18 protein-coding genes are annotated in these 20,678 nt (G+C 36.5%); all 18 read right to left on the reverse strand.

The features are described 5' to 3' along the window. Positions 1-176: 176 nt before the first annotated feature. The 18 genes from acsn021_RS13360 to cmk all read right to left on the reverse strand — a co-directional run bounded on the left by acsn021_RS13360 (position 177) and on the right by cmk (position 20,666). Positions 177-1,583, reverse strand: a complete 1,407-nt coding sequence (locus acsn021_RS13360; RefSeq protein WP_184095011.1) for an oxaloacetate decarboxylase subunit alpha — start codon at positions 1,581-1,583, stop codon at positions 177-179. A 242-nt stretch (positions 1,584-1,825) separates the two neighbouring features. Next, positions 1,826-2,983, reverse strand: a complete 1,158-nt coding sequence (locus acsn021_RS13365) for a sodium ion-translocating decarboxylase subunit beta (protein ID WP_184095097.1) — start codon at positions 2,981-2,983, stop codon at positions 1,826-1,828. A 106-nt stretch (positions 2,984-3,089) separates the two neighbouring features. Beyond that, complete coding sequence (locus tag acsn021_RS13370; RefSeq protein WP_184095013.1) at positions 3,090-3,521, reverse strand: biotin/lipoyl-containing protein; 432 nt, start codon at positions 3,519-3,521, stop codon at positions 3,090-3,092. 62 nt (positions 3,522-3,583) lie between these two features. Further along, positions 3,584-4,024 carry an OadG family protein gene (locus acsn021_RS13375; protein WP_184095015.1) on the reverse strand — a complete coding sequence of 147 codons (441 nt, stop codon included), beginning with the start codon at positions 4,022-4,024 and terminating at the stop codon, positions 3,584-3,586. Between the two features lie 40 nt (positions 4,025-4,064). After that, entirely contained in the window at positions 4,065-5,489 is a 1,425-nt protein-coding gene (locus tag acsn021_RS13380) for an acyl-CoA carboxylase subunit beta (protein WP_184095017.1), read from the reverse strand. Positions 5,490-5,644: 155 nt separating this feature from the next. Further along, positions 5,645-6,250, reverse strand: coding sequence for a regulatory protein RecX (locus acsn021_RS13385; protein WP_184095019.1), 606 nt, complete (start codon positions 6,248-6,250; stop codon positions 5,645-5,647). A 107-nt stretch (positions 6,251-6,357) separates the two neighbouring features. Then, positions 6,358-7,401, reverse strand: a complete 1,044-nt coding sequence (gene recA, locus acsn021_RS13390; RefSeq protein WP_184095021.1) for a recombinase RecA — start codon at positions 7,399-7,401, stop codon at positions 6,358-6,360. Positions 7,402-7,803: 402 nt separating this feature from the next. After that, positions 7,804-8,325: a GNAT family N-acetyltransferase gene (locus acsn021_RS13395; protein WP_184095023.1), complete on the reverse strand. Its 522-nt coding sequence runs from the start codon at positions 8,323-8,325 to the stop codon at positions 7,804-7,806. Positions 8,326-8,573: 248 nt separating this feature from the next. After that, positions 8,574-9,794, reverse strand: a complete 1,221-nt coding sequence (ilvA, locus tag acsn021_RS13400) for a threonine ammonia-lyase (protein ID WP_184095025.1) — start codon at positions 9,792-9,794, stop codon at positions 8,574-8,576. Between the two features lie 15 nt (positions 9,795-9,809). Next, entirely contained in the window at positions 9,810-10,733 is a 924-nt protein-coding gene (gene ftsY / locus acsn021_RS13405) for a signal recognition particle-docking protein FtsY (protein ID WP_184095027.1), read from the reverse strand. A 284-nt stretch (positions 10,734-11,017) separates the two neighbouring features. After that, positions 11,018-14,578: a chromosome segregation protein SMC gene (smc, locus tag acsn021_RS13410; protein WP_184095029.1), complete on the reverse strand. Its 3,561-nt coding sequence runs from the start codon at positions 14,576-14,578 to the stop codon at positions 11,018-11,020. 24 nt (positions 14,579-14,602) lie between these two features. Beyond that, on the reverse strand, positions 14,603-15,340 hold the full coding sequence (gene rnc / locus acsn021_RS13415) for a ribonuclease III (protein WP_207725189.1): 738 nt from the start codon (positions 15,338-15,340) through the stop codon (positions 14,603-14,605). A 264-nt stretch (positions 15,341-15,604) separates the two neighbouring features. Beyond that, the gene (gene acpP / locus acsn021_RS13420; protein WP_184095031.1) at positions 15,605-15,835 is read right to left on the reverse strand and encodes an acyl carrier protein; all 231 of its coding nucleotides are present in this window, start codon (positions 15,833-15,835) and stop codon (positions 15,605-15,607) included. 20 nt (positions 15,836-15,855) lie between these two features. After that, the gene (plsX, locus tag acsn021_RS13425; RefSeq protein WP_184095033.1) at positions 15,856-16,866 is read right to left on the reverse strand and encodes a phosphate acyltransferase PlsX; all 1,011 of its coding nucleotides are present in this window, start codon (positions 16,864-16,866) and stop codon (positions 15,856-15,858) included. A gap of 325 nt (positions 16,867-17,191) precedes the next feature. Continuing rightward, positions 17,192-17,971: a CheR family methyltransferase gene (locus acsn021_RS13430; protein ID WP_184095035.1), complete on the reverse strand. Its 780-nt coding sequence runs from the start codon at positions 17,969-17,971 to the stop codon at positions 17,192-17,194. Positions 17,972-18,022: 51 nt separating this feature from the next. After that, positions 18,023-19,123 (reverse strand): 30S ribosomal protein S1, encoded by a 1,101-nt coding sequence (rpsA, locus tag acsn021_RS13435; RefSeq protein WP_184095037.1) that lies wholly within the window; start codon positions 19,121-19,123, stop codon positions 18,023-18,025. Then, entirely contained in the window at positions 19,111-19,956 is an 846-nt protein-coding gene (gene ispH / locus acsn021_RS13440) for a 4-hydroxy-3-methylbut-2-enyl diphosphate reductase (protein WP_184095039.1), read from the reverse strand. Before ispH ends, rpsA begins: the two co-directional genes overlap by 13 nt. 20 nt (positions 19,957-19,976) lie before the next feature. Next, positions 19,977-20,666 carry a (d)CMP kinase gene (gene cmk / locus acsn021_RS13445; RefSeq protein WP_184095041.1) on the reverse strand — a complete coding sequence of 230 codons (690 nt, stop codon included), beginning with the start codon at positions 20,664-20,666 and terminating at the stop codon, positions 19,977-19,979. Between the last annotated feature and the right edge of the window lie 12 nt (positions 20,667-20,678).

Here is a 20,678-nt window from a genome sequence, read left to right on the forward strand (position 1 = left end):
TCATAAATTACATGTTACCTATTATACTGTAATCATACTTTGAGTTCAAAGTTTTTTTATGCTGATAAATTCTGACATTTAGCAAGCCATAAAAAGTCCAGGGCAGAAGTTATCTGTCCTGGATTTTTTGTGACAAGGTTAAATAACCCTTGACTTATATTTAATTATTCAACCTTCTAAACAGGATATGCTTTCGTTTCAGTATCAGCAAGGGTTATATCCATTTTTGATTTTTGTGCTTCACGGTACTTAAAATATTCCATCGCAACCTGCGGAAACAATGCATAGGATAACACATCCTCATCCTGCTCTTTCCACTGCTTGATTTCATTTTCCAACTTAGGCAATTCCGGTTGTAATAAGTCGGCTGGACGGCAAGTTATAGGCTGCACATCCCCAATCACTTTCTTTTGTACTTCAGGATCAAATTCTTTTACCGTCTTACCATATTCTCCCGAAAGAACCGCTTTGGTTTCTTTCGTAACCAGCTTATAACGCTCACCCGCAATTACATTTAAAACTGCCTGCGTACCAACTATCTGACTGGAAGGCGTAACTAAAGGGGGTTCCCCAAAATCTTTTCGAACCCTCGGAATTTCTTTTAAGACCTCATAATATTTATCCTCAGCTTTTTGTTCCTTAAGTTGGGATACCAAATTAGACAGCATTCCTCCAGGCACCTGATATAAGAGGGTCTGAATATCAACCCCCATAACCTTAGGGTTTAATAATCCTGTATCTAAAGCGTTATCTCTTATAGGGCGGAAATAATCTGCAATTTCTGCAAGCTGCTGCTGGTCAAATCCGGTGTCATACGGAGTTCCTCTAAAGGTCTCAACCATAACCTCTGTAGCCGGTTGACTGGTGCCCATAGCAAAGGGTGACATTGCTGTATCAATAATGTCACAACCAGCTTCCACTGCCTTCATGTAGGTCATAGCAGCTACGCCGCTGGTATAGTGAGTATGCAAATCAATTGGTAAACTAACGGCTGCTTTTAAGGCTGTCACAAGATTTGCTGCCTCGTAAGGCACCAGTAAGCCTGCCATGTCCTTTATACATATAGAGTCAGCTCCAAGCGTTTCAATTTCTTTTGCAAGGTTTATATAATACTCTGTAGTATACGCTTCACCTAATGTATAGGATATAGCTATTTGAGCATGACCATTTTCTTTTTTAGCAGCTTTTACTGCACATTCTAAATTTCTCGTATCATTGAGAGCATCAAAAATACGTATAATATCGATTCCATTTGCTATGGATTTTTGTACAAAATACTCCACTACATCATCTGCATAATGGCGGTATCCCAAGATATTTTGCCCTCTGAATAACATTTGCAGCTTCGTATTCTTAAAGCCATCCCTTAGTTTCCGAAGCCTAACCCATGGGTCTTCCTTCAGAAAACGCAGAGAGGCATCAAAAGTAGCACCGCCCCAACATTCTATGGCATGATACCCAACTTTATCCATCTTCTCAATAATAGGAAGCATTTGATCTGTAGTCATTCTGGTTGCAATTAAAGACTGATGTGCATCCCGTAATATTGTTTCAGTAATCTTAACCGGTTTTTGTTCTATCATAATAACTCCCATCTGTGTGCTCTAGTGCTATTTGCAGCATTTGCACACGTATAAATCAGTAGGTTAATAAAGCTCTTGTTATTTCAACCCAATCTCTACCATGTAATGTGACATATATCACTGCTATCTTGTAGTTAACGGAATAACCATAGCTTTCTTTTTCTCCTATATTTAACAAACAATCAGAATTCTTATTTGTGTTAACACAGCATTATTCTATCGTATAAACATGCCATACCACTTTATTTCACTCCAAAGATTGCCAAAAACGTTCCTGCTACCACTGCTGTACCTATAACACCTGCTACATTTGGTCCCATTGCATGCATCAAAAGAAAATTAGTTGGATCTGCTTCCGCCCCAACTTTTTGAGAAACACGGGCTGCCATTGGAACTGCCGATACACCTGCGGAACCGATCAGTGGATTTATTTTTCCGCCAGACAACTTACACATTAATTTCCCTAACAATACTCCTGACGCCGTCCCGAATATAAATGCAATTAATCCAAGCAAGACAATTTTTAAGGTATTCGGAGTTAAAAACGCTTCTGCACTAGTTGTAGCTCCAACAGAAGTTCCCAATAATATTACCACAATGTACATCAATGCATTAGAGGCTGTTTCGGTAAGCTGCTTAACAACTCCACTCTCACGGAAAAGATTTCCTAACATCAACATGCCTACCAGAGGTGCCGTTGTCGGAAGTAACAACACAACAACGGTCGTAACAATAATTGGAAATAGTACTTTTTCCAGCTTAGTAACGTTCCTTAATTGATCCATCTTTACTCTACGCTCTTTTTCTGTTGTTAACAGCCTCATAATCGGAGGTTGTATAATAGGTACTAAAGCCATATAAGAATACGCTGCAACTGCTATTGGCCCCATTAATTCGGGTGCTAACTTTGATGCCAGAAAAATTGATGTCGGACCATCTGCCCCTCCGATAATAGATATAGCTGCCGACGCCTCATCAGTAAATCCCAGTAATATTGCCCCAATATATGCTGTAAATACCCCAAACTGAGCTGCTGCCCCAAGAAGAAAACTTTTAGGATTTGCTATTAAGGGACCAAAATCAGTCATAGCACCAACACCCAAAAATATTAAAGACGGCCAAATACCATATTCATCACCTATATAAAAATAATACAGTAATCCACCCGCAACAAAGTTTCCATTAGCATCTGTTGTGGGATGTGCCATAATCCCTGGAAACAGGTTAACCAAAAGCATCCCAAATGCAATGGGTACAAGCAGCAGTGGTTCATACTCTTTTCTTATTGCAAGATAAAGAAAAAAGCAGGCAATTGCTATCATAATAAAGTTCTTATACGTTAGACTAGTAAAGGCTGTTTGCTCAGCCAGCCTAGTTAAGATATCGTGTATATAATCCATTATTTTACCATTGCTTGCCACTTCAATCATTAGAAAGAATGTGCTGTGGCAATCCTTTCTATTTTATTCTCTCTTCTATATTGTGCCATAGAATTGCATTATAGTGTTATTTCAAGGTAGCTAATAAAACGCCAGCCTCAACCATATCACCTACCGTTACATCTATGCTTGCTACAGTCCCGGGTTCTGGTGCTACTATTTCGTTTTCCATCTTCATTGCTTCCAATATAAGTATAACGTCTCCACGCTTTACAGTCTGTCCAATATTCGCCTTTAATGCTAATATTTTTCCAGGCATAGGAGAATTTACTTTGATTGCACCGGCTGAAGCGGTTTGCACTGAAGCAGGGGCGGCCTTTGGTTCTTCAACTTTCGGTTCTTGTGCCTTAACAGTAGGTACAGGAGCCATCTTAGGCGTTGAAGTTACCGCTTTAGCTGGCTCTGTATAGACTTGAGCCGGAGAAGTACTGCTCTTGCTGCCTTCCTCCACACTTACTTCATATGCTGTACCATTAACAGTTATTATATAATTTTTCATAATCGATACCTCCTTTTAATTATAATAAATTACTATGATTTAGATTTTAAAATAATACACTTTTAACTATCAGTCCTCTGCCATCTGCTATGATTTGCACGCTTAATCGACCTTACCACCAAACCGTCCTCTAAAACTTCATCTCCCATATATGCCATAATTGCAGCTGTTATTACAGCAACTAATTCTGTATCAGTCATAAGATTTCCTTCATTAGGTACATCCAAAGTTTTATTGGTTAAATTCTCTTTTACAGAAATAACATCTGTCGTTTCCGTAAAAGTCTCTTTTGCATCTGAGGTTTTGTTGTAAGCTTCTCCACGAAATAGCCTTGGAATGAACTTTATAATGAAAATGAGAAATGACATAAATAGAAGAACAGTAAATACGATTCCCATTCCGAGAACTATATTTAACAATGCCATCTGAAGTTTTTCTGAAAGCCCCATCTTAAGACCTGCTGTCATTAATAGATTCGTTAAACGCAAATGTGGATAAAACATCTTCTGCTCCCTTCTACGCTTTCGCGTATTCTATTTTAAACTACAATGTACCATGCTTTTTAGAAGGACGTTTCTCTCTTTTGGTAAAAAGCATTTCGAATGCATAAATTAAATGCTTTCTTAAAGAAGCTGGCTCTATAATCGCATCTACATAGCCTCTGCGTGCTGCTCCTTCCGCACTGCTTTGTAATTTTTCGTATTCGGAAGCAATTTCTTCTAAGTCTTTCGTATGGTCCTCAGCAATAATTCTTGCGGCAGATTTTGCATCCATCATTCCTATCTCTGCTCCCTCTAATGCAAACACAAGGTCCGCACCAATATGCTTTGAATTCATCACAAGGTATGCACTGCCATAGGCCTTTTTAATCACAATATTCACTTTAGGTACTGTTGCGTTGCTAAATGCATAAGTCAGTTTTGCAGAAGCGTGAGCAATGGTACTCTCTTCTTCAATTTCCGCTTTAAAACCAACTACATCGGTCAAAGATAATACAGGTATATGAAAAGCATCACAGAACTGTACAAATTTTTCTGCTTTATGGCAGCCCTTTGTTGTTAACATTCCATCTAAGGTTATTGTATTTCCAGCTTCAGAAACCTCCGTACAATTTGCAACCGCTCCAATTGTCATTCCATTTAATCGTATAAACCCGGTAACCATTTCTCTGGCATAACCTGCCTTTACTTCCATAAAATAATTATCATCAGATATTACAGTCAAAACTTTTGCTGCATTGCCAAGTCCTGATACAATCTCTGGTACCAGTCTGTTTAAATCATCCGTACATTCATCATAAGAAGCATCATCCTCATTGTTTGAAGGAATTATAGTAATTAGTTCCCGTACGCTGTTAATTACTGCTGTATCATCTTCAAGCACAAAATCAACGGTTCCTTTTTTGCTCTGGAATTCTGAAGCAGAAGTATCCTTTTTTGCTGTAAAATTCCCCTCAATGGCATTAGGTGAATTTACATATAATCTTGCATCTCTTGTCATAAACGCAAAATCACTTAAGGAAGTCAACACTGCCAAACCTCCTCCACAATTACCAAATACTGCTGTAATTTGAGGGATTACACCGGACGCCATTGTCTGTTTAAAATAAATCTCGCCAAACCCATGTAATGCATCCGTTGCTTCCTGCAGTCTTAATCCGGCACTATCAATTAAACCAATGACCGGTGCGCCAACCTTAAGTGCTAAATCATAAATATGTGTAATTTTCTTAGCATGCATCTCCCCAATCGTACCATTTAGTGCTGCCTTATCCTGGCTGTAAACATACACCAGATTACCATCAATAACCCCATAGCCGGTAATTACACCATCCGATGGTATATCCTTTAGTTTTAAATTAAAGTCTGTGTTTCTTCTTGTTACAAGAGCACCTACTTCAACAAAACTATTCTCATCCAGCAATAGCTCAATACGTTCTCTTGCTGATAATATAGAAGTCGCATTCATTTTCTGCCCTCCAATTTTAATGTATTTAAATAATAAAATCAATTTTATTCCAATTATAAGTATAAAGCTAATTACAAAAAATAGCAAGTTTATTTGTATGAAATTTGAATTTTATCTCTGTTCTAACAATTATAACTATTAAATTGATACCATTGTCATAAATTGTGCTTCAAATATTTTTGTATTAAATCCATCTTAAATCCCTTCCGATACAAGCTTGCAGCAATTTTTTGCTTTTCTTCATAAGTCAATATATCTAGGTTTCTGCATTTTTTGGCTATTGCTGTTTTTATGGCAGTATCTTCTTCGTCATATTCATCTGCAAATGCCTGTTCTATATCTTCTTTCGCTATACCTTTTTGACTAAGTTCCATGGATATTTGTCGCTTACTTTTGGAGTTTTTTCTAAAACGAATATAATTTGCGGCATATCTATAATCATCAATATAGTGATATTTATTGATATATTCCAGAACATCATTAATTAGAGTCTCTGTGCAACCGTACTGTTTTAACTTCGTAATTAATTCCTGCTCTGTCCGGTCCATATATTTTAATATGGCAAGTGCCTTCTGCTTGGCTCTCCGCAGCACTGTATTAATATAGATATCTTCATATTGAGTTTCTGTTATGTCAGTGTTTTCCTCTATGCGAAAATTATTAAGATCTTTTTGATAGAGTATGAAACAATATTCACCTTCAATATATACCTTGATTTTTCCCTTCCCGTTTTCAATTCGTTCCAGTTTCGTAATAATCATAAGCATCTCCTAATTCTTATTCTATTTTTCCATAAAAGAAAAAACTTAGCTAAGCTTAGGCTAAGTTTTTTCTTTTTAACTATAATTAAAAATCAATACAAAATGTTCTATTCTTCAGCAATTTGCTTAGGACTATCAGAAGTTTCTTTAACATCTGCTGCAATCTCATACTTTTCTCTGACCTTCTTTTCAATTTCAGCAAAAATATCCGGATTGTCCTTTAAGAATGTCTTAGCATTTTCTCTTCCCTGTCCAATCTTTGCATCATTGTAAGCATACCATGCACCGCTCTTAATTACAATATTTTCATTGGCAGCTAAATCCAAAACATCTCCTTCTTTGGAGATACCTTGTCCAAACATAATATCAAACTCTGCTTCTCTAAAAGGAGGCGCTATCTTATTCTTAACTACTTTAATTCTTGTTCTACTGCCTACAATATCTCCGCCTTGCTTTAAGGATTCTATTCTGCGGACATCAAGGCGAATGGAAGAATAGAATTTTAATGCTCTACCGCCTGTTGTAGTTTCAGGACTACCAAACATAACACCTACTTTTTCACGTAGCTGATTTATAAATATTACAATACAGTTGGATTTGCTGATTACCGCAGTTAACTTTCTAAGAGCCTGAGACATAAGTCTGGCCTGTAAGCCTACATGAGAATCACCCATATCACCATCAATTTCTGCCCTAGGTACAAGTGCAGCAACAGAGTCTACTATAATAATATCTACTGCTCCTGAGCGTACCATGGTTTCAGTAATCTCCAAAGCCTGTTCACCGTTATCTGGCTGTGAAATATACAAATTATCAATATCTACTCCGATATTCTTTGCATAAACAGGATCAAGAGCATGTTCAGCATCAATAAAACCTGCAATACCACCACGCTTCTGCACCTCGGCTACCATATGTAATGCAACTGTAGTTTTACCGCTGGATTCTGGACCATATACCTCTACGATTCTACCTCTTGGAATACCGCCGAGCCCCAGGGCAATGTCAAGACTGATAGAACCTGTGGGTGAAGTTTCTATATTCATATGAGCTGCCCTATCTCCCAGCTTCATTACAGATCCCTTACCATATTGCTTTTCTATTTGTGCCAGTGCAGACTCCAATGCTCTTGTTTTATCTTCCTTAGACATACTTAATCTCCTTTTCATCACGAACTTATGTTCTTGTTATAATGATATAACATAAATAATCTTTTGTCAATACAGAATTCATTAATCAAAACCGCTAATCCTAGCCCCTGCCATTTTGTATCACAACTTTAATGCGTTACTATTATAAACATTGCAAGCTTACTATGCTTTAAGCAGAACTAATACTATAGCAGTTATATGGATTTAGATTCCAGTATTCTCACTTAATATAATATTTTTTACAGGGGGATAGTTAATTTATACTCCAGACAGAGTAGAATAATAAGACCCACTTATTATAGCAAATAATTTCCGATTTGTAAACATCCTGTATATATAAAACTGCATTATCAAACTACTAATAAACAGGCATCTCGCACTTTCATTTAGAGAATCCATACTCTAGTTAGCAGGTTCGTCTTTTATTATAAGCTTACCCATATAATATTCATCCAAAAATCTGCCCTCTATAAAAAGTGATTCTGGTTTTTCTCCTTCTATTCGGTAACCCATTTTTTGATATAAGTTTAGAGCTGGTATATTTTCTTTTATAACAGTCAGTTCAAGCCTTGTAATTCCTTTTTCCTTTGCTTGTTTTTCCAACTCTTTAAATAAAGAAGTACCTATTCCCCTGCCCCTATAGCTTTTCCTTATTCCGGTTACAATGTAGGCACTATGTCTGATCCTCCTTGGTATTCCCCGTTCTGCCCAAATATAGCCAATGATTTCTTTTTCACTTGTCTCTGCCACCAGAATTATGGAGCCGTTGCTGACAGCTCCCCTTAGACGACTTTCCAGCTTCTCTTTCGAATCATCCCGCTCACCGGGTTCCAACATCATATAAATGGTTTCCAAATCTAGTTGAAATTGCATTGCAAGTAGTCTCCCTGCATCTTCTTCTGGTTCAATATTTCGAATTCTCATGACCTATCCTTTCACTTTTTTCAATTGTATAATTGCAAAATAGTTTTTAAAGATTTGAAATCGGTTTTCCTGCTATGGAGGTAAGAGTTTTACGAATACTATTTTCATATATAGGTAGCTTAGACTCCTTGCTGCCTATAGGTTTTTGTTTATTTTATATTTAAAAATACAGGAACAGGTTAACCTGTTCCTGATAAATACTTATTAATCAATGTATAACTCGATAAAATACATACAAATATATGATATTAATTATAAGTTCCTTTGGGTTGTACGATTTTAGGATTGTAGCCTTTTTCTTTTAATGCAGCTACTATACTTTCCTTATGTTCGTGTCCAAAAGCTTCCATCGTTATTGTTAGTTCAACTGCACTGTTACGATTTATACTAACAAACTGATTATGGTCCAAACGAATTACATTCCCCTGACTTGCTGCAATTACATTAGCTACATTAACAAGTTCACCCGGACGGTCCGGTAAAAGAACTGAAACCGTAAATATTCGGCCTCTTTGAATTAAACCATGTTGTACAATAGAGGATACCGTTATTACATCCATATTACCACCGCTTAATATAGAGACTACTTTCTTATTTTTAAAGTCTAAGTGCTTAAGTGCAGCTACCGTTAGAAGACCGGAATTTTCAACAACCATTTTGTGATTTTCAATCATATCAAGAAAACTTACAATTAACTCATGGTCATCGATAGAAATAACCTCATCTATATTCTTTTGAATATATGGGAAAATATTACTTCCTGGAGTTTTTACAGCGGTTCCGTCTGCAATGGTATCTATATTATGTAAGGTGACAACCTGTCCAGCCTTTATAGATTCCTGCATACAATTTGCTCCCATTGGTTCTACACCGATAACCTTGATATTGGGATTTAATAACTTAGCCAGAGTGGATACGCCCGCGGCAAGTCCACCTCCACCTATAGGTACTAAAATCACATCAACTGTTGGAAGTTCCTGAAATATTTCCATTGCAATGGTACCCTGTCCGGTAGATACTACTTCATCATCAAACGGGTGAATAAAAGTATACCCCTTTTCCTCTGCTAATTGTAGCGCATACTGACAGGCATCATCATAGACATCTCCATGAAGAATTACTTCCGCCCCATAGCCCTTCGTTCGATTCACTTTAATTAAAGGTGTTGTTGTTGGCATTACAATGACTGCTTTCGCCTGATACATTTTCGCAGCGTAGGCCACGCCCTGGGCATGGTTTCCTGCTGAAGCGGTAATCAATCCCTTTTCCCTTTCTTCCTCCGTCAGAGTGCTTATTTTATAATAAGCACCGCGAACCTTGTACGCACCGGTAAACTGCATATTTTCAGGTTTCAAAAAAACTTTATTACCAGTGGTATCTGAAAAATAATCGCTGTAAATTAACTTTGTTCTCAAGGTTACTTTTTTGACTAATTCCGCAGCTTCTTCAAATTTATCTAAAGTCATCATAATGTTGGTCTCCTTTTAGTTGAACAGCGCGTTTACAAAATCTTTCGCGTTGAATTTCTGTAAGTCATCAATATGTTCTCCAATACCGATATATTTTACCGGAACTCCCAGCTCTGACTGTATGGCAATTGCAATTCCTCCTTTTGCCGTTCCATCCAGTTTTGTTAATATTATACCTGTAATTTCTGCAACTTCATTGAATTGTTTAGCCTGCGCTAATGCATTCTGTCCTGTGGTTCCATCCAATACGACTAGTGTCTCACGGTATGCATCCGGAAACTCCCTGGTAATAACTCTATCAATCTTTTTAAGTTCTTCCATAAGGTTCTTTTTATTGTGGAGTCTTCCTGCCGTATCACAAATTAATACATCGGCATTCCTTGCCTTAGCTGCTGTGACAGCATCATAGATAACCGCTGCCGGATCTGAGCCCTCCTGCTGGGCTATAATATCAACACCTGCACGATTGGACCATTCGGTTAATTGCTCAATCGCTGCGGCACGGAATGTATCTGCTGCTGCAACAATAACCTTTTTGCCCTTATCTTTTAACTGCCCTGCCAGTTTACCTACAGAAGTAGTTTTGCCTACACCGTTAACACCGATTAAGAGAACAATGGATTTTCTATTTTCAAATTCATAGGCAGTTTCACTAACATCCATCTGATCCATGATACTTTGAATTAATAACTCTTTACATTCCTTTGGTTCTTTAATTTTGTTTTCTTTTACTTTTGCTTTTAAATCAGTAATAATAGCCGCCGTTGTATTTATACCCAAATCAGCCATTATTAATATTTCTTCCAACTCTTCATAGAAATCATCATCAATATTTGAAAAGCCAGTAAAAATTGATTCTATTCCGGCAACAATATTATCTCTTGTCTTAGATAGCCCTGCAACAAGTTTACTAAAAAAACCTTTCTTTGGTTCTCCCATGAATTATACCTACTACGCACATTTAATTAGTGCTCTGTCACAAAAAGGCTGAAAGAATGAACTGTGACAATCCCTTTCTCTATAAATTTTCTCTCATACCAAAATAATTTTGCATTAATACCGGCTTCCCTTGCATATCAAATCCATCTACTGCTTCGGTACTGCATTAAACCAGAGTGTAAAATTACAATTTTATTATACACCGACTTGCTTATTAAAATAGACATGTTACTTTTTAGTAATTCATATAGACTAATTTCACTATTACCTCTTATTACTACGAATTATTTCTCTAAATCATTTTCAATTAAATTAACGGATACCAATGTTGATACACCCTTTTCCTGCATTGTTATACCATATAAAATATCAGCCGCATTCATTGTTCCTCTACGATGGGTGATAATAATAAATTGTGTATCCTTTGTTAATTTATGTAAATACTTGGCAAAACGTTTTACGTTTGAATCATCTAAAGCTGCCTCAATCTCATCCAGAAGACAAAATGGAGATGGCTTTAAGTTCTGTATGGCAAACAATAGGGATATGGCAGTTAAAGCCTTTTCTCCACCTGATAACTGCATCATATTCTGTAGTTTTTTACCCGGTGGCTGTGAGGTTATAATGATACCTGCCTCTAGTATATCTTCTTCCTCTGTCAGCTCTAGTGTAGCTTTACCACCACCAAACAGCTCTTTAAACACAATATCAAACTGTTCTTTAATTAATTTGAATTTATCCTCAAACTGTTTACGCATCTCTATATCCAGTTCAGCAATGATTTCTAGTAGTGTTTCTTCTGCCTTTTCTAAATCGTCACGCTGGGTTTTTAGGAATATATAGCGTTCTGATAGATTCTTAAAATCATCAATGGCATTGACATTGACATCCCCTAGTGCTTTGATTGCAGTTTTTACATCCTGAATATCTTTTTTCATCTGGTTAAGATTATCCATCGCCTCCGCCTTATATTCCAAAGCAGTGTGATACGTTAGTTCATATTCTTCCCACATGTAGTTTAATCTTTCATCTACCTGCTCAGCAATTTTCTCCAATTGATTTCCTAATCGGAAAACTTCTTTATCCAGCTCATTAATCTCTCGGGATAGTTCTTCCCTACGACCAAAAGAGCTTTTATGTGCATTTCCAATTTTCTCTCTGGTTTCATTCGTTTGATGTATTGCAGACTCCAACTCTGTAAGTTTTATGTTCAAATCCTCAATCTCTGTCTCTGTATTCTCTATGCCTGTATACTTTTCTCTTATCTGTTCTGCTGCCTCAAGAATATTTTTATTTAACTGATTCTTTTCCTCATACAGTTTTTCCAAATCTTTTTTAACACGCCTGATATTTTCTAAGACATTCTGATTTTTTTGTTCCAGAGCCGAAAAATCAATACGGATATTTGAAATCTTTTCAGCAATTTTTTGTTCATCTTGTTTTTTTGCATTTAATAATTCGTTTACGATTTCAATATTATGCTCGTTTTCCTTACTCTTCTCTTCATTAGAGTGTAGTTCCAGTTTTAACTTATCTATATTGTCATTTAATTCTATGCTTTGTCTTTCAATTTCTTTTATCTCTTTTGTAATTTCCTCGTAAATTAGTCTGCCATCTTTCTTCTTTTTTTCTTCCTGGCTAAGACTCATTTTAACAGTATTTTGGGTAAGATAGATTTCATGAAGAACTGTTTTATTCTTTTCCAATGCCCCGCTTGCTTCACTTCTATCTTTTTTCTGATGTTCCTTTTCCAAATCAAGGGTATTAACAGCTATTTGTAATTCTGAAGCTTTTCGTTCCAATTCCTCAATCTCACGGCGTCGCCCGAGAAGATTGCTGTTATTCTTATACGCTCCACCAGATAAGGAGCCACCTGGATTTAATAATTCTCCATCCAATGTCACAATTCGAAGAGAATAGTTGTTTTTCCTCGCCAAAATCAAAGCATTCTCAATGGTATCAACCACTAAGCTTCTTCCAAGAAGATATATCATTAACTCACGAAATTTTTCTTCTGTTTGTACAAGCTGATTGGCATAACCTAACACTCCTTTTTCCGATAACAGTTTTTCGTGTCTGCCCCCTTCTTTTCCAGATATACTGGTTAAGGGTAGAAAAGTAGCCCGACCAAGCTTGTCCCGCTTCAGATATTCTATTAGCTTCTTAGCAGTTTCTTCATTATCCGTAACTATATTCTGAATATTTCCGCCCAGAGCAGTTTCAATTGCTGTTTCATATTTTGATTCGGTTTTTATAATATCTGCCACTACACCAATGATACCTGCCTGAGTTTCTTTCTTTTCCATAATCTTACGAATACTATTTCCATACCCTTCATAACGTTCCGTGAGATTTTTTAAAGATTCTAGCCTGGAATGTTCAATATGATATTGTTGCTGCTTTTGTGTAATTTCAGCACTGATTTGCTCCAATTTATGCTGGCTTACAGAAATTATATTTTCCAATTTCTGATTATCCTCAATTACAGCCTTTATCTGTCCGGTTATAATTGCAAGTTTTTCTTCCTGTTCCTGAATCGCAATATCAATAAAAGCTTCTTCACTTTTATTACGAAGGAGTTTTTGATTTAATTCGACCTTTTTTATGTTATTCTGTTCTAAGATTGTTTCATATCTTTGCAAGTTCGTTTTTAAAGAGGAATTATCACTTAAATACTTAAATATTTCAGCATTGCAATTTTCAATCTGTTTTGTATATTCAGTTATATCAGCACGAACACCTTCAAGTTCGCTATTTATTCCCGTCTGTGCATCATCCAGAGAATCTAGCTTTTCATCAACTTCTTTCTTGATACTAACAAAACTTTCCAGTTCACCATTCTTACCATTAAGCTCCTCGTCAATGCTCCAAAGCCTGGACTGATAATGCTTGTCGTTTTGCTCGACAGATGATATCTGTTCTTTTAAGACTTTAATTTCGCCTTCTTTTTTTTCTTTTCTAAGTTTAAACTCATTTAGAGAAGTTTTATTTGATTCTAATGCTGCATTACATTGTTCAATCTGTAATTCCAGTTTTTCAAATTCTACTTTTATGGATTCATAGTTTAAGTTGGAAGCAGATAGAGATTCCTGAGCAATTTTTAATTTTTCATCTAATTGAAGTTTTAACTCCTGGACTTTTTCATTCTCCAGTAAGAATAGATTAACATCTAGAATTCTCAATTCATCACGAAGCTTTAAATATTCTCTTGCCACTTGAGACTGCTGTTCTAAGGGACCAATTTGCTTTTCAATTTCACGCAATATATCATTTATGCGGTGCAGATTCTGCTTTTCTTCTTCCAGGTTACGCTCTGCTGCCGCTTTTCTCTTTTTAAATTTTACAATACCAGCCGCTTCATCAAATAATTCCCTTCTATCTTCCGGCTTTCCACTTAGAATTTTTTCTATCTGTCCCTGCCCGATAATAGAATAGCCTTCTTTTCCGATACCCGTATCCAAGAATAGCTCCTGTACATCACGGAGTCTACAACTGTTACCATTAATAAGATACTCGCTTTCTCCTGACCGATATACTCTTCTGGCAACAGTAACCTCATCATACTCTATCGGAAGCTTATGGTCCTCATTATTGATGGTAATAGCAACATAGGCATAACCCATAGACTTTCTGGCTTCCGTACCTGAGAATATAACATCTTCCATCTTGGCGCCTCTTAGCTGCTTGGCACTCTGTTCACCCAGAACCCAGCGTACGGCATCGGCAACATTACTTTTGCCACTTCCATTAGGACCAACAATACCTGTAATTCCATTATGAAACTCAAAAACTATTTTATTGGCAAAGGATTTAAAGCCATGGACCTCTATACTTTTTAAATACATAGGGACCCTCCCTGTTTTCTTGTTCTAATGCAGACTTTCACCCGGTAATATCATTTTTTTCTTATTCATCTTAAGGATGGATTGATATGCGGCTTCCTGCTCTGCTGCCTTCTTCGTCTTACCTACACCAACCCCTAATTCCAGGTCATTTACCAAAGCGACTACCGTAAACTGTTTATTATGATCCGGTCCTTCTTCTTTGATTAATTCATAGGATAATTGTTCTTTAAATTCGCTTTGAACAATCTCCTGCAAGATAGTCTTGCTATCGAAAAAGAGCTTTTTATTCTCAACATCTGACAGAATATATTTGCAGATAAACTCTTTTGCATTAGTAAAACCACCGTCTAAATAGATAGCTCCAATAATTGCTTCCATTGCATCTGACAATATAGAAAGACGATCTCTGCCTCCTGTTGCAGCTTCTCCCTTTCCAAGTAAAAGAAACGTACCCACTCTAATGTCCCTGGCACAGGCAGCCAAAGTTTGTTCACATACTAGCCTTGCTCTTAACTTAGTTAAATCCCCTTCCGGCATCTTACTATTTTTCTGAAATAAATACTCGCTGGTAACTAATTCTAATACTGCATCTCCTAAAAACTCCAGCCGCTCGTTATTATCCAGCTTATTCATCCTTTTTTCATTCGCATAAGAGCTATGAGTCAGAGCATGTTTTAGTATTTTTCTGTCACGGAATCTATAGTCTATAATATCTTCAAATTTTCTCAGTTTTTCCAATATAAGCTCTTCCGATTTATTCATTCTATTCCTCCTTTCATATAACAACCATGCATAGGGTAAACTTGCTTTCTATATTACCTGAATATAAACTTTCCATTACATACCTTCAATCAAAGTATAAATTATGTTTTACTCATACAAATGCCGTTCTATAGGAGTGCTTTTTATGCGATAGGTAAGTAACTCCTATCACATAAAGCCATCCTTTCAAAAAGGCAAAGCCCTTGTAATTATAAACAAGGGCAAATGAACTATAATACACCCCCTGAATAAGTAAAATACTTATTAGTTAAGTGCGTTTTTGATTTGATCTACTGCATCACCAACAGTAACAATATTTTCAGCTTCTTCATTCGCAATTTCAATGTCAAACTCTTCTTCTATTCCCATGATAATCTGGAAGATATCTAAAGAGTCTGCTCCCAAGTCATCAACAAATGTTGTTTCCAGTGTAATCTCGTCTGCATCTACATTTAATACTTCGCCAATAATTTTTTGTAATTTTTCAAATTCCATAATAATCACCTTTCTTTGCTTTATTCTTCTTCCTGAATATTTAGCCTTATTTTTTCATTTATTTTTTGTTCTGTAAATGTAATACATTGGAGAATTGAATTCTTAACTTCTACACTCTTGGAATTGCCGTGGGATTTTACCACTAATCCTTTGAGTCCAAGCATCGGCGCTCCACCATAACTAGAAGCGTCAAAAGATTTTAAGGTTTCTTTTAAAGCCGATTTACAGAGCATAGCCCCAATCTTACTTTTTGTAGTACTCATAAGGCCGGTTTTAATTTTGCCTATCAAAGCACCACCTAAACCTTCATATAACTTTAAAATAACATTTCCCACAAATGCTTCACAGACAATTACATCTGCGCCACCGTTGGGAATCTCTCTCGCTTCAATACTTCCAATGAAATTAATATCATTACAGTTTTTAAGTAACGGAAAAGTTTCCTTTACCAACATATTCCCTTTTTCTTCTTCCGTACCTATATTCACGATTGCAACTCTGGGATTTTTTATACCGATTACGTTTTCCATATAAACAGAACCCATTTTTGCAAACTGAACTAAATGTGACGGTCTGGCATCAACATTAGCCCCACAATCAATAAGTAAGGATACACCATTCACTGTTGGTATCAACGGTGCTAACGGAGGGCGTTCAATCCCTTTTATTCTCCCAACTATTAACTGTCCTCCAACCAGAACTGCTCCAGTGCTGCCAGCTGATACAAAAGCATCTGCTTCACCGTTTTTGACCAAACTTAAAGCTACAACGACGGAAGAATTTTTTTTACGACGGATTGCCATAACAGGGGCTTCATCATTAGTAATAACCTCGTCTGCATTCACCACTATAATTCGGTCATAATCATAGCTGTATTGCTTCAACTCTGACCGGATTTCAGCTTCCTTTCCGACTAAAAAAACTTTTATATCTTTCCTTTCGTTAATAGCTTCTACGGCACCTTTCACAATCTGTCCAGGAGCATTGTCTCCGCCCATTGCGTCTACTGCAACTCTCACACTTTTGTCCATAGCTGGCTCCCATCTGCGCTAATATTGCACTGCATACTGATTTCCAAATAGTAGTATCCTTAAACACAGTATCTTCAAAAAAACACATCAAATATTAAGGAAAAAACTTACCCTGTCAGTATCTATACACAATATACTAGATATTATTATAAAAATCAACCACAAATTACGAAAAAAATAAGTGATATTCCTAAGCCGTTAGAAGCAGTTACGAATTCAAAGTTGATCTACTTCGTATTTGCAACAGCTTCTGAAAGACTAACGGAATAACACTTACATAATATATAGTATAATTATAATGCTTAAATAGCTACATATACCTATACTAGCTTTTTTTATAAAAGAATGACTTATAAGTTGTATATTGAAGATTTTGAGGCTGTATAATCTGCTCCGTACTTCCTACAAACAAAATACCATCCTTTTTGAGGGAAGAATTGAATTTTTTGTAAATCGTATTCTTTGCATCTTCCGTAAAGTAGATAAGAACATTCCTGCATACAATCAAATCACACTGACCGGGGTATTCATCCTTTAAAAGATTATGTTGCCTGAACTCGACACACGCCTTAATACTATCTGCTATCTGATAAGTACTGTTGTTAATTTCCCGAAAATATTTAGTCAAAAACTCAGGCGGGAGACCCTTTAGACTCTTAACATTATAAAGACCTAATTTAGCTTTCTCCAAAACCTGTTTATCTATGTCCGTAGCAATTACTTTAATACGTGACAAAGGCATGAACTTTGACAGCAGCATAACCAATGAATACGGTTCATCCCCAGTTGAACAAGCAGCACTCCAGATTTTTAAATTGTTTCCAAATCTGTTAAACAGATATGGTAACACGTCTTGTTCCAGAAGCTTCCACTGTTCCGGGTTACGATAAAACTCTGAGACATTAATAGTGAGATAATTTACAAACTCTTCAAACATAACCGGATTCTTGCGTATGGTTTCAATATAGTCGGAATAAGATGTAATTCTGTGTTTTGCTATTAATGCGTCAATTCTACGCTTCATTTGACGTTCTTTATAAGAGCTTAAATCTATTTTGGTTATCGCAAAAACCTGATTTTTAAATATTTCGTAATTATCCGCCAAATAGAAACACTCCCTTTTCTCTTCTCGTATTGTTCCTATCTTAAGTTCCGATTATTCTTCTGTAACAGCGTCTGCACTTTCTGCATCATTTGTTTCAGCAGTTTCATCAAGAGCTTTAATGCTTAAGCTGATTTTCTTTTCATCGTTATTAAAATCAACAACCCTTGCAGTAATTTCCTGACCGGCTTTTAATACATCTGCTGGTTTTTCAACATGCTCTCTGGAAATCTGGGATACATGAAGTAACGCATCCACGCCGGGTTCTAACTCAACAAAAGCACCGAAATCTGTCATTCTAGCCACTTTTCCAGTTACTACATTTCCTACAGCATATTTTTCTGAAGCTTTAATCCAAGGATTTTCATCTTCAAATTTTAAACTCAGTGCAATCTTTTCTCCGGAGATGTCTTTGATTAATACTTTAACCGTATCGCCTACTTTAAATACCTTTTTAGGATTTTCTACTCTACCCCAAGACATTTCAGAAATATGAAGAAGTCCATCTGCACCACCAAGATCAATAAAGGCACCAAAATCAGTTACATTCTTAACTACGCCTTCAACAGTCATACCTGCACTGATTCTTTCGAATAACTCTTTTTGCATAGCTTGTTTCTTAGCAACGATTAATTGTTTACGATCACCGATAATTCTTCTCTTTTTCGGATTGAATTCACTGATAACAAATTCAACATCCTGTCCTGCATATTTACCTAAGTTTTTTTCATATCCATCGGAAACTAAGCTTGCAGGAATAAACACTCTTGTTTCATCCACTATAACACTTAAGCCACCTTCTAATACAGCAGCTACTTTAGCAGTTAATACTTCCTTATTGTTAAATGCTTCTTCTAAACGTTTACTTCCTTTTTCAGCAGCCAATCTCTTATAAGTTAATAGAACTTGTCCTTCTCCATCATTAACTTTAAGTACCTTTGCCTGTAATACATCACCTTCTTTAACGGCTGTAGTTAAATCAGCATTTGGTGTGTTCGTAAATTCACTTCTGGTAATGATACCATCAGCCTTGTAGCCTATATTTAAGACAATCTCGTCTTCTTTTACACGTATTACAGTGCCCTCTACTACCTCTCCGTTTTGTATTGTTTTTAATGATTCCTCCAATAATTGTTCAAAACTCATTTCTGACATGCGGTATGAACCTCCTTGATAATATTGTTTGGGGTGGATGCCCCTGCTGTAATACCTACGCTACGAAAAGATTGGAGTTCCTCCAAATCCAGGTCTCTAAGTGTCTGTATATAGTAAGTATTTTCACATTCTGATTTAGATATTTCGTAAAGCTTTCTGGTATTCGAACTATGCAAGTCTCCGATTACAACCATAGCGTCAGATTCTAAGGCAAGCTTCCTTGCTTCTGTTTGACGCTCCTCGGTGGCATTGCAAATTGTATTTAGAACAATTATATCATAACCCTTTTTTGATATAATTTCAACTAAATCTTGAAAATTCTTGTAATTAAATGTCGTTTGGGACACAATACAGATTTTTTTATTCCTTGATAAATCAAGGGTTTCTGCTTCTTCGGCACTTTCAACAACTGTATAATTATTCTTGCACCAGCCTATAATCCCTTCCACTTCTGGATGTTTCTTATTTCCGATTATAACAATATGATGTCCAAGATTGCTGTTTTCCCTAACTATTTTGTGTATTTTTAAAACATATGGACAGGTTGCATCGATTATTTTTAGTCCCCGGGCTTTTATATTATTATATACCTCTTCTGAAACACCATGAGAACGTATAATTATTGTACCCTCGGAAATGCCTTTTAATTCTTCCATTGTCTGAATGACTGAAACACCTTTTTCGGCTAAATCTGCAACTACTTCGGCGTTATGAATAATAGGACCATAGGTGTAAACTTTTCCGCCCTTTTCTATTTCATTATAAACGGTGTCTACTGCACGCTTTACGCCAAAGCAAAACCCCGCAGTTTCCGCAAGCACTACTTCTTTCATTTTACACAGCTCCTTTTTAGCTAATAAGCTGAATCAAAATCTCCAATTTTTGCTTTAAATAAGGAAAGAATCTCTTTAACCACCTCATCAACCGTTAAATTGGAGGTATCCAATAACACAGCATCCTCTGCCTTCTTTAAGGGAGAAATCTCCCGCTGCATATCCTGGTTATCTCTATTTATTATATCCTGCTCTATATCATTCATGTTACAGTCAATTCCTTTTTCCTGCAACTCTTTAAAACGCCTCAAGGCCCTTTCTTTAGAGCCTGCAGTTAAATATATCTTTAAATCAGCCTTTGGAAGAACCACCGTTCCAATATCTCTGCCATCCATAATAACATTAGAGGAAGAGGCTATTTTTTTCTGAAGCTGGACCATCTTTTTTCTTACTTCATTAATTTTCGCCACAGCAGAAGCCATCATTCCTGCTTCTTCACTTCTTATTAGACCTGTTACATTGTCACCATTAAGCAGTACCTGCTGCACTCCTTCCTGATAATTGAGCGATATAGTAACTTCATTGCAGGCCGCTGCTATGCTTCGCTCATCTGTTGCAGCAATTTCTTTGCTAATAACAAATAATCCCATTGCACGGTACATAGCACCAGTATCTACATAGATAAATTTTAACTGCTCCGCAATTTTTTTTGCAATGGTACTTTTCCCCGCACCGGCAGGTCCATCTATTGCAATATTGTAGTTTTTCATTTTCTTTATCCT

Origin of the sequence: Anaerocolumna cellulosilytica (assembly GCF_014218335.1) — a bacterium.
Lineage (GTDB): Bacteria > Bacillota > Clostridia > Lachnospirales > Lachnospiraceae > Anaerocolumna > Anaerocolumna cellulosilytica.

What these genes read in the sequence shown, in the direction of transcription:
- acpP (WP_184095031.1), bottom strand. Translation starts at nt 15,835, where the DNA reads ATGGAATTTGAAAAATTACAAAAAATTATTGGCGAAGTATTAAATGTA.
- acsn021_RS13380 (WP_184095017.1), bottom strand. Translation starts at nt 5,489, where the DNA reads ATGAATGCGACTTCTATATTATCAGCAAGAGAACGTATTGAGCTATTG.
- ftsY (WP_184095027.1), bottom strand. Translation starts at nt 10,733, where the DNA reads ATGGGAGAACCAAAGAAAGGTTTTTTTAGTAAACTTGTTGCAGGGCTA.
- rpsA (WP_184095037.1), bottom strand. Translation starts at nt 19,123, where the DNA reads ATGTCAGAAATGAGTTTTGAACAATTATTGGAGGAATCATTAAAAACA.
- rnc (WP_207725189.1), bottom strand. Translation starts at nt 15,340, where the DNA reads ATGAATAAATCGGAAGAGCTTATATTGGAAAAACTGAGAAAATTTGAA.
- acsn021_RS13360 (WP_184095011.1), bottom strand. Translation starts at nt 1,583, where the DNA reads ATGATAGAACAAAAACCGGTTAAGATTACTGAAACAATATTACGGGAT.
- acsn021_RS13365 (WP_184095097.1), bottom strand. Translation starts at nt 2,983, where the DNA reads ATGGATTATATACACGATATCTTAACTAGGCTGGCTGAGCAAACAGCC.
- acsn021_RS13395 (WP_184095023.1), bottom strand. Translation starts at nt 8,325, where the DNA reads ATGAGAATTCGAAATATTGAACCAGAAGAAGATGCAGGGAGACTACTT.
- plsX (WP_184095033.1), bottom strand. Translation starts at nt 16,866, where the DNA reads ATGGACAAAAGTGTGAGAGTTGCAGTAGACGCAATGGGCGGAGACAAT.
- acsn021_RS13385 (WP_184095019.1), bottom strand. Translation starts at nt 6,250, where the DNA reads ATGATTATTACGAAACTGGAACGAATTGAAAACGGGAAGGGAAAAATC.
- ilvA (WP_184095025.1), bottom strand. Translation starts at nt 9,794, where the DNA reads ATGATGACTTTAGATAAATTTGAAGAAGCTGCGGAATTAGTCAAAAAA.
- acsn021_RS13375 (WP_184095015.1), bottom strand. Translation starts at nt 4,024, where the DNA reads ATGTTTTATCCACATTTGCGTTTAACGAATCTATTAATGACAGCAGGT.
- cmk (WP_184095041.1), bottom strand. Translation starts at nt 20,666, where the DNA reads ATGAAAAACTACAATATTGCAATAGATGGACCTGCCGGTGCGGGGAAA.
- smc (WP_184095029.1), bottom strand. Translation starts at nt 14,578, where the DNA reads ATGTATTTAAAAAGTATAGAGGTCCATGGCTTTAAATCCTTTGCCAAT.
- recA (WP_184095021.1), bottom strand. Translation starts at nt 7,401, where the DNA reads ATGTCTAAGGAAGATAAAACAAGAGCATTGGAGTCTGCACTGGCACAA.
- acsn021_RS13370 (WP_184095013.1), bottom strand. Translation starts at nt 3,521, where the DNA reads ATGAAAAATTATATAATAACTGTTAATGGTACAGCATATGAAGTAAGT.
- ispH (WP_184095039.1), bottom strand. Translation starts at nt 19,956, where the DNA reads ATGAAAGAAGTAGTGCTTGCGGAAACTGCGGGGTTTTGCTTTGGCGTA.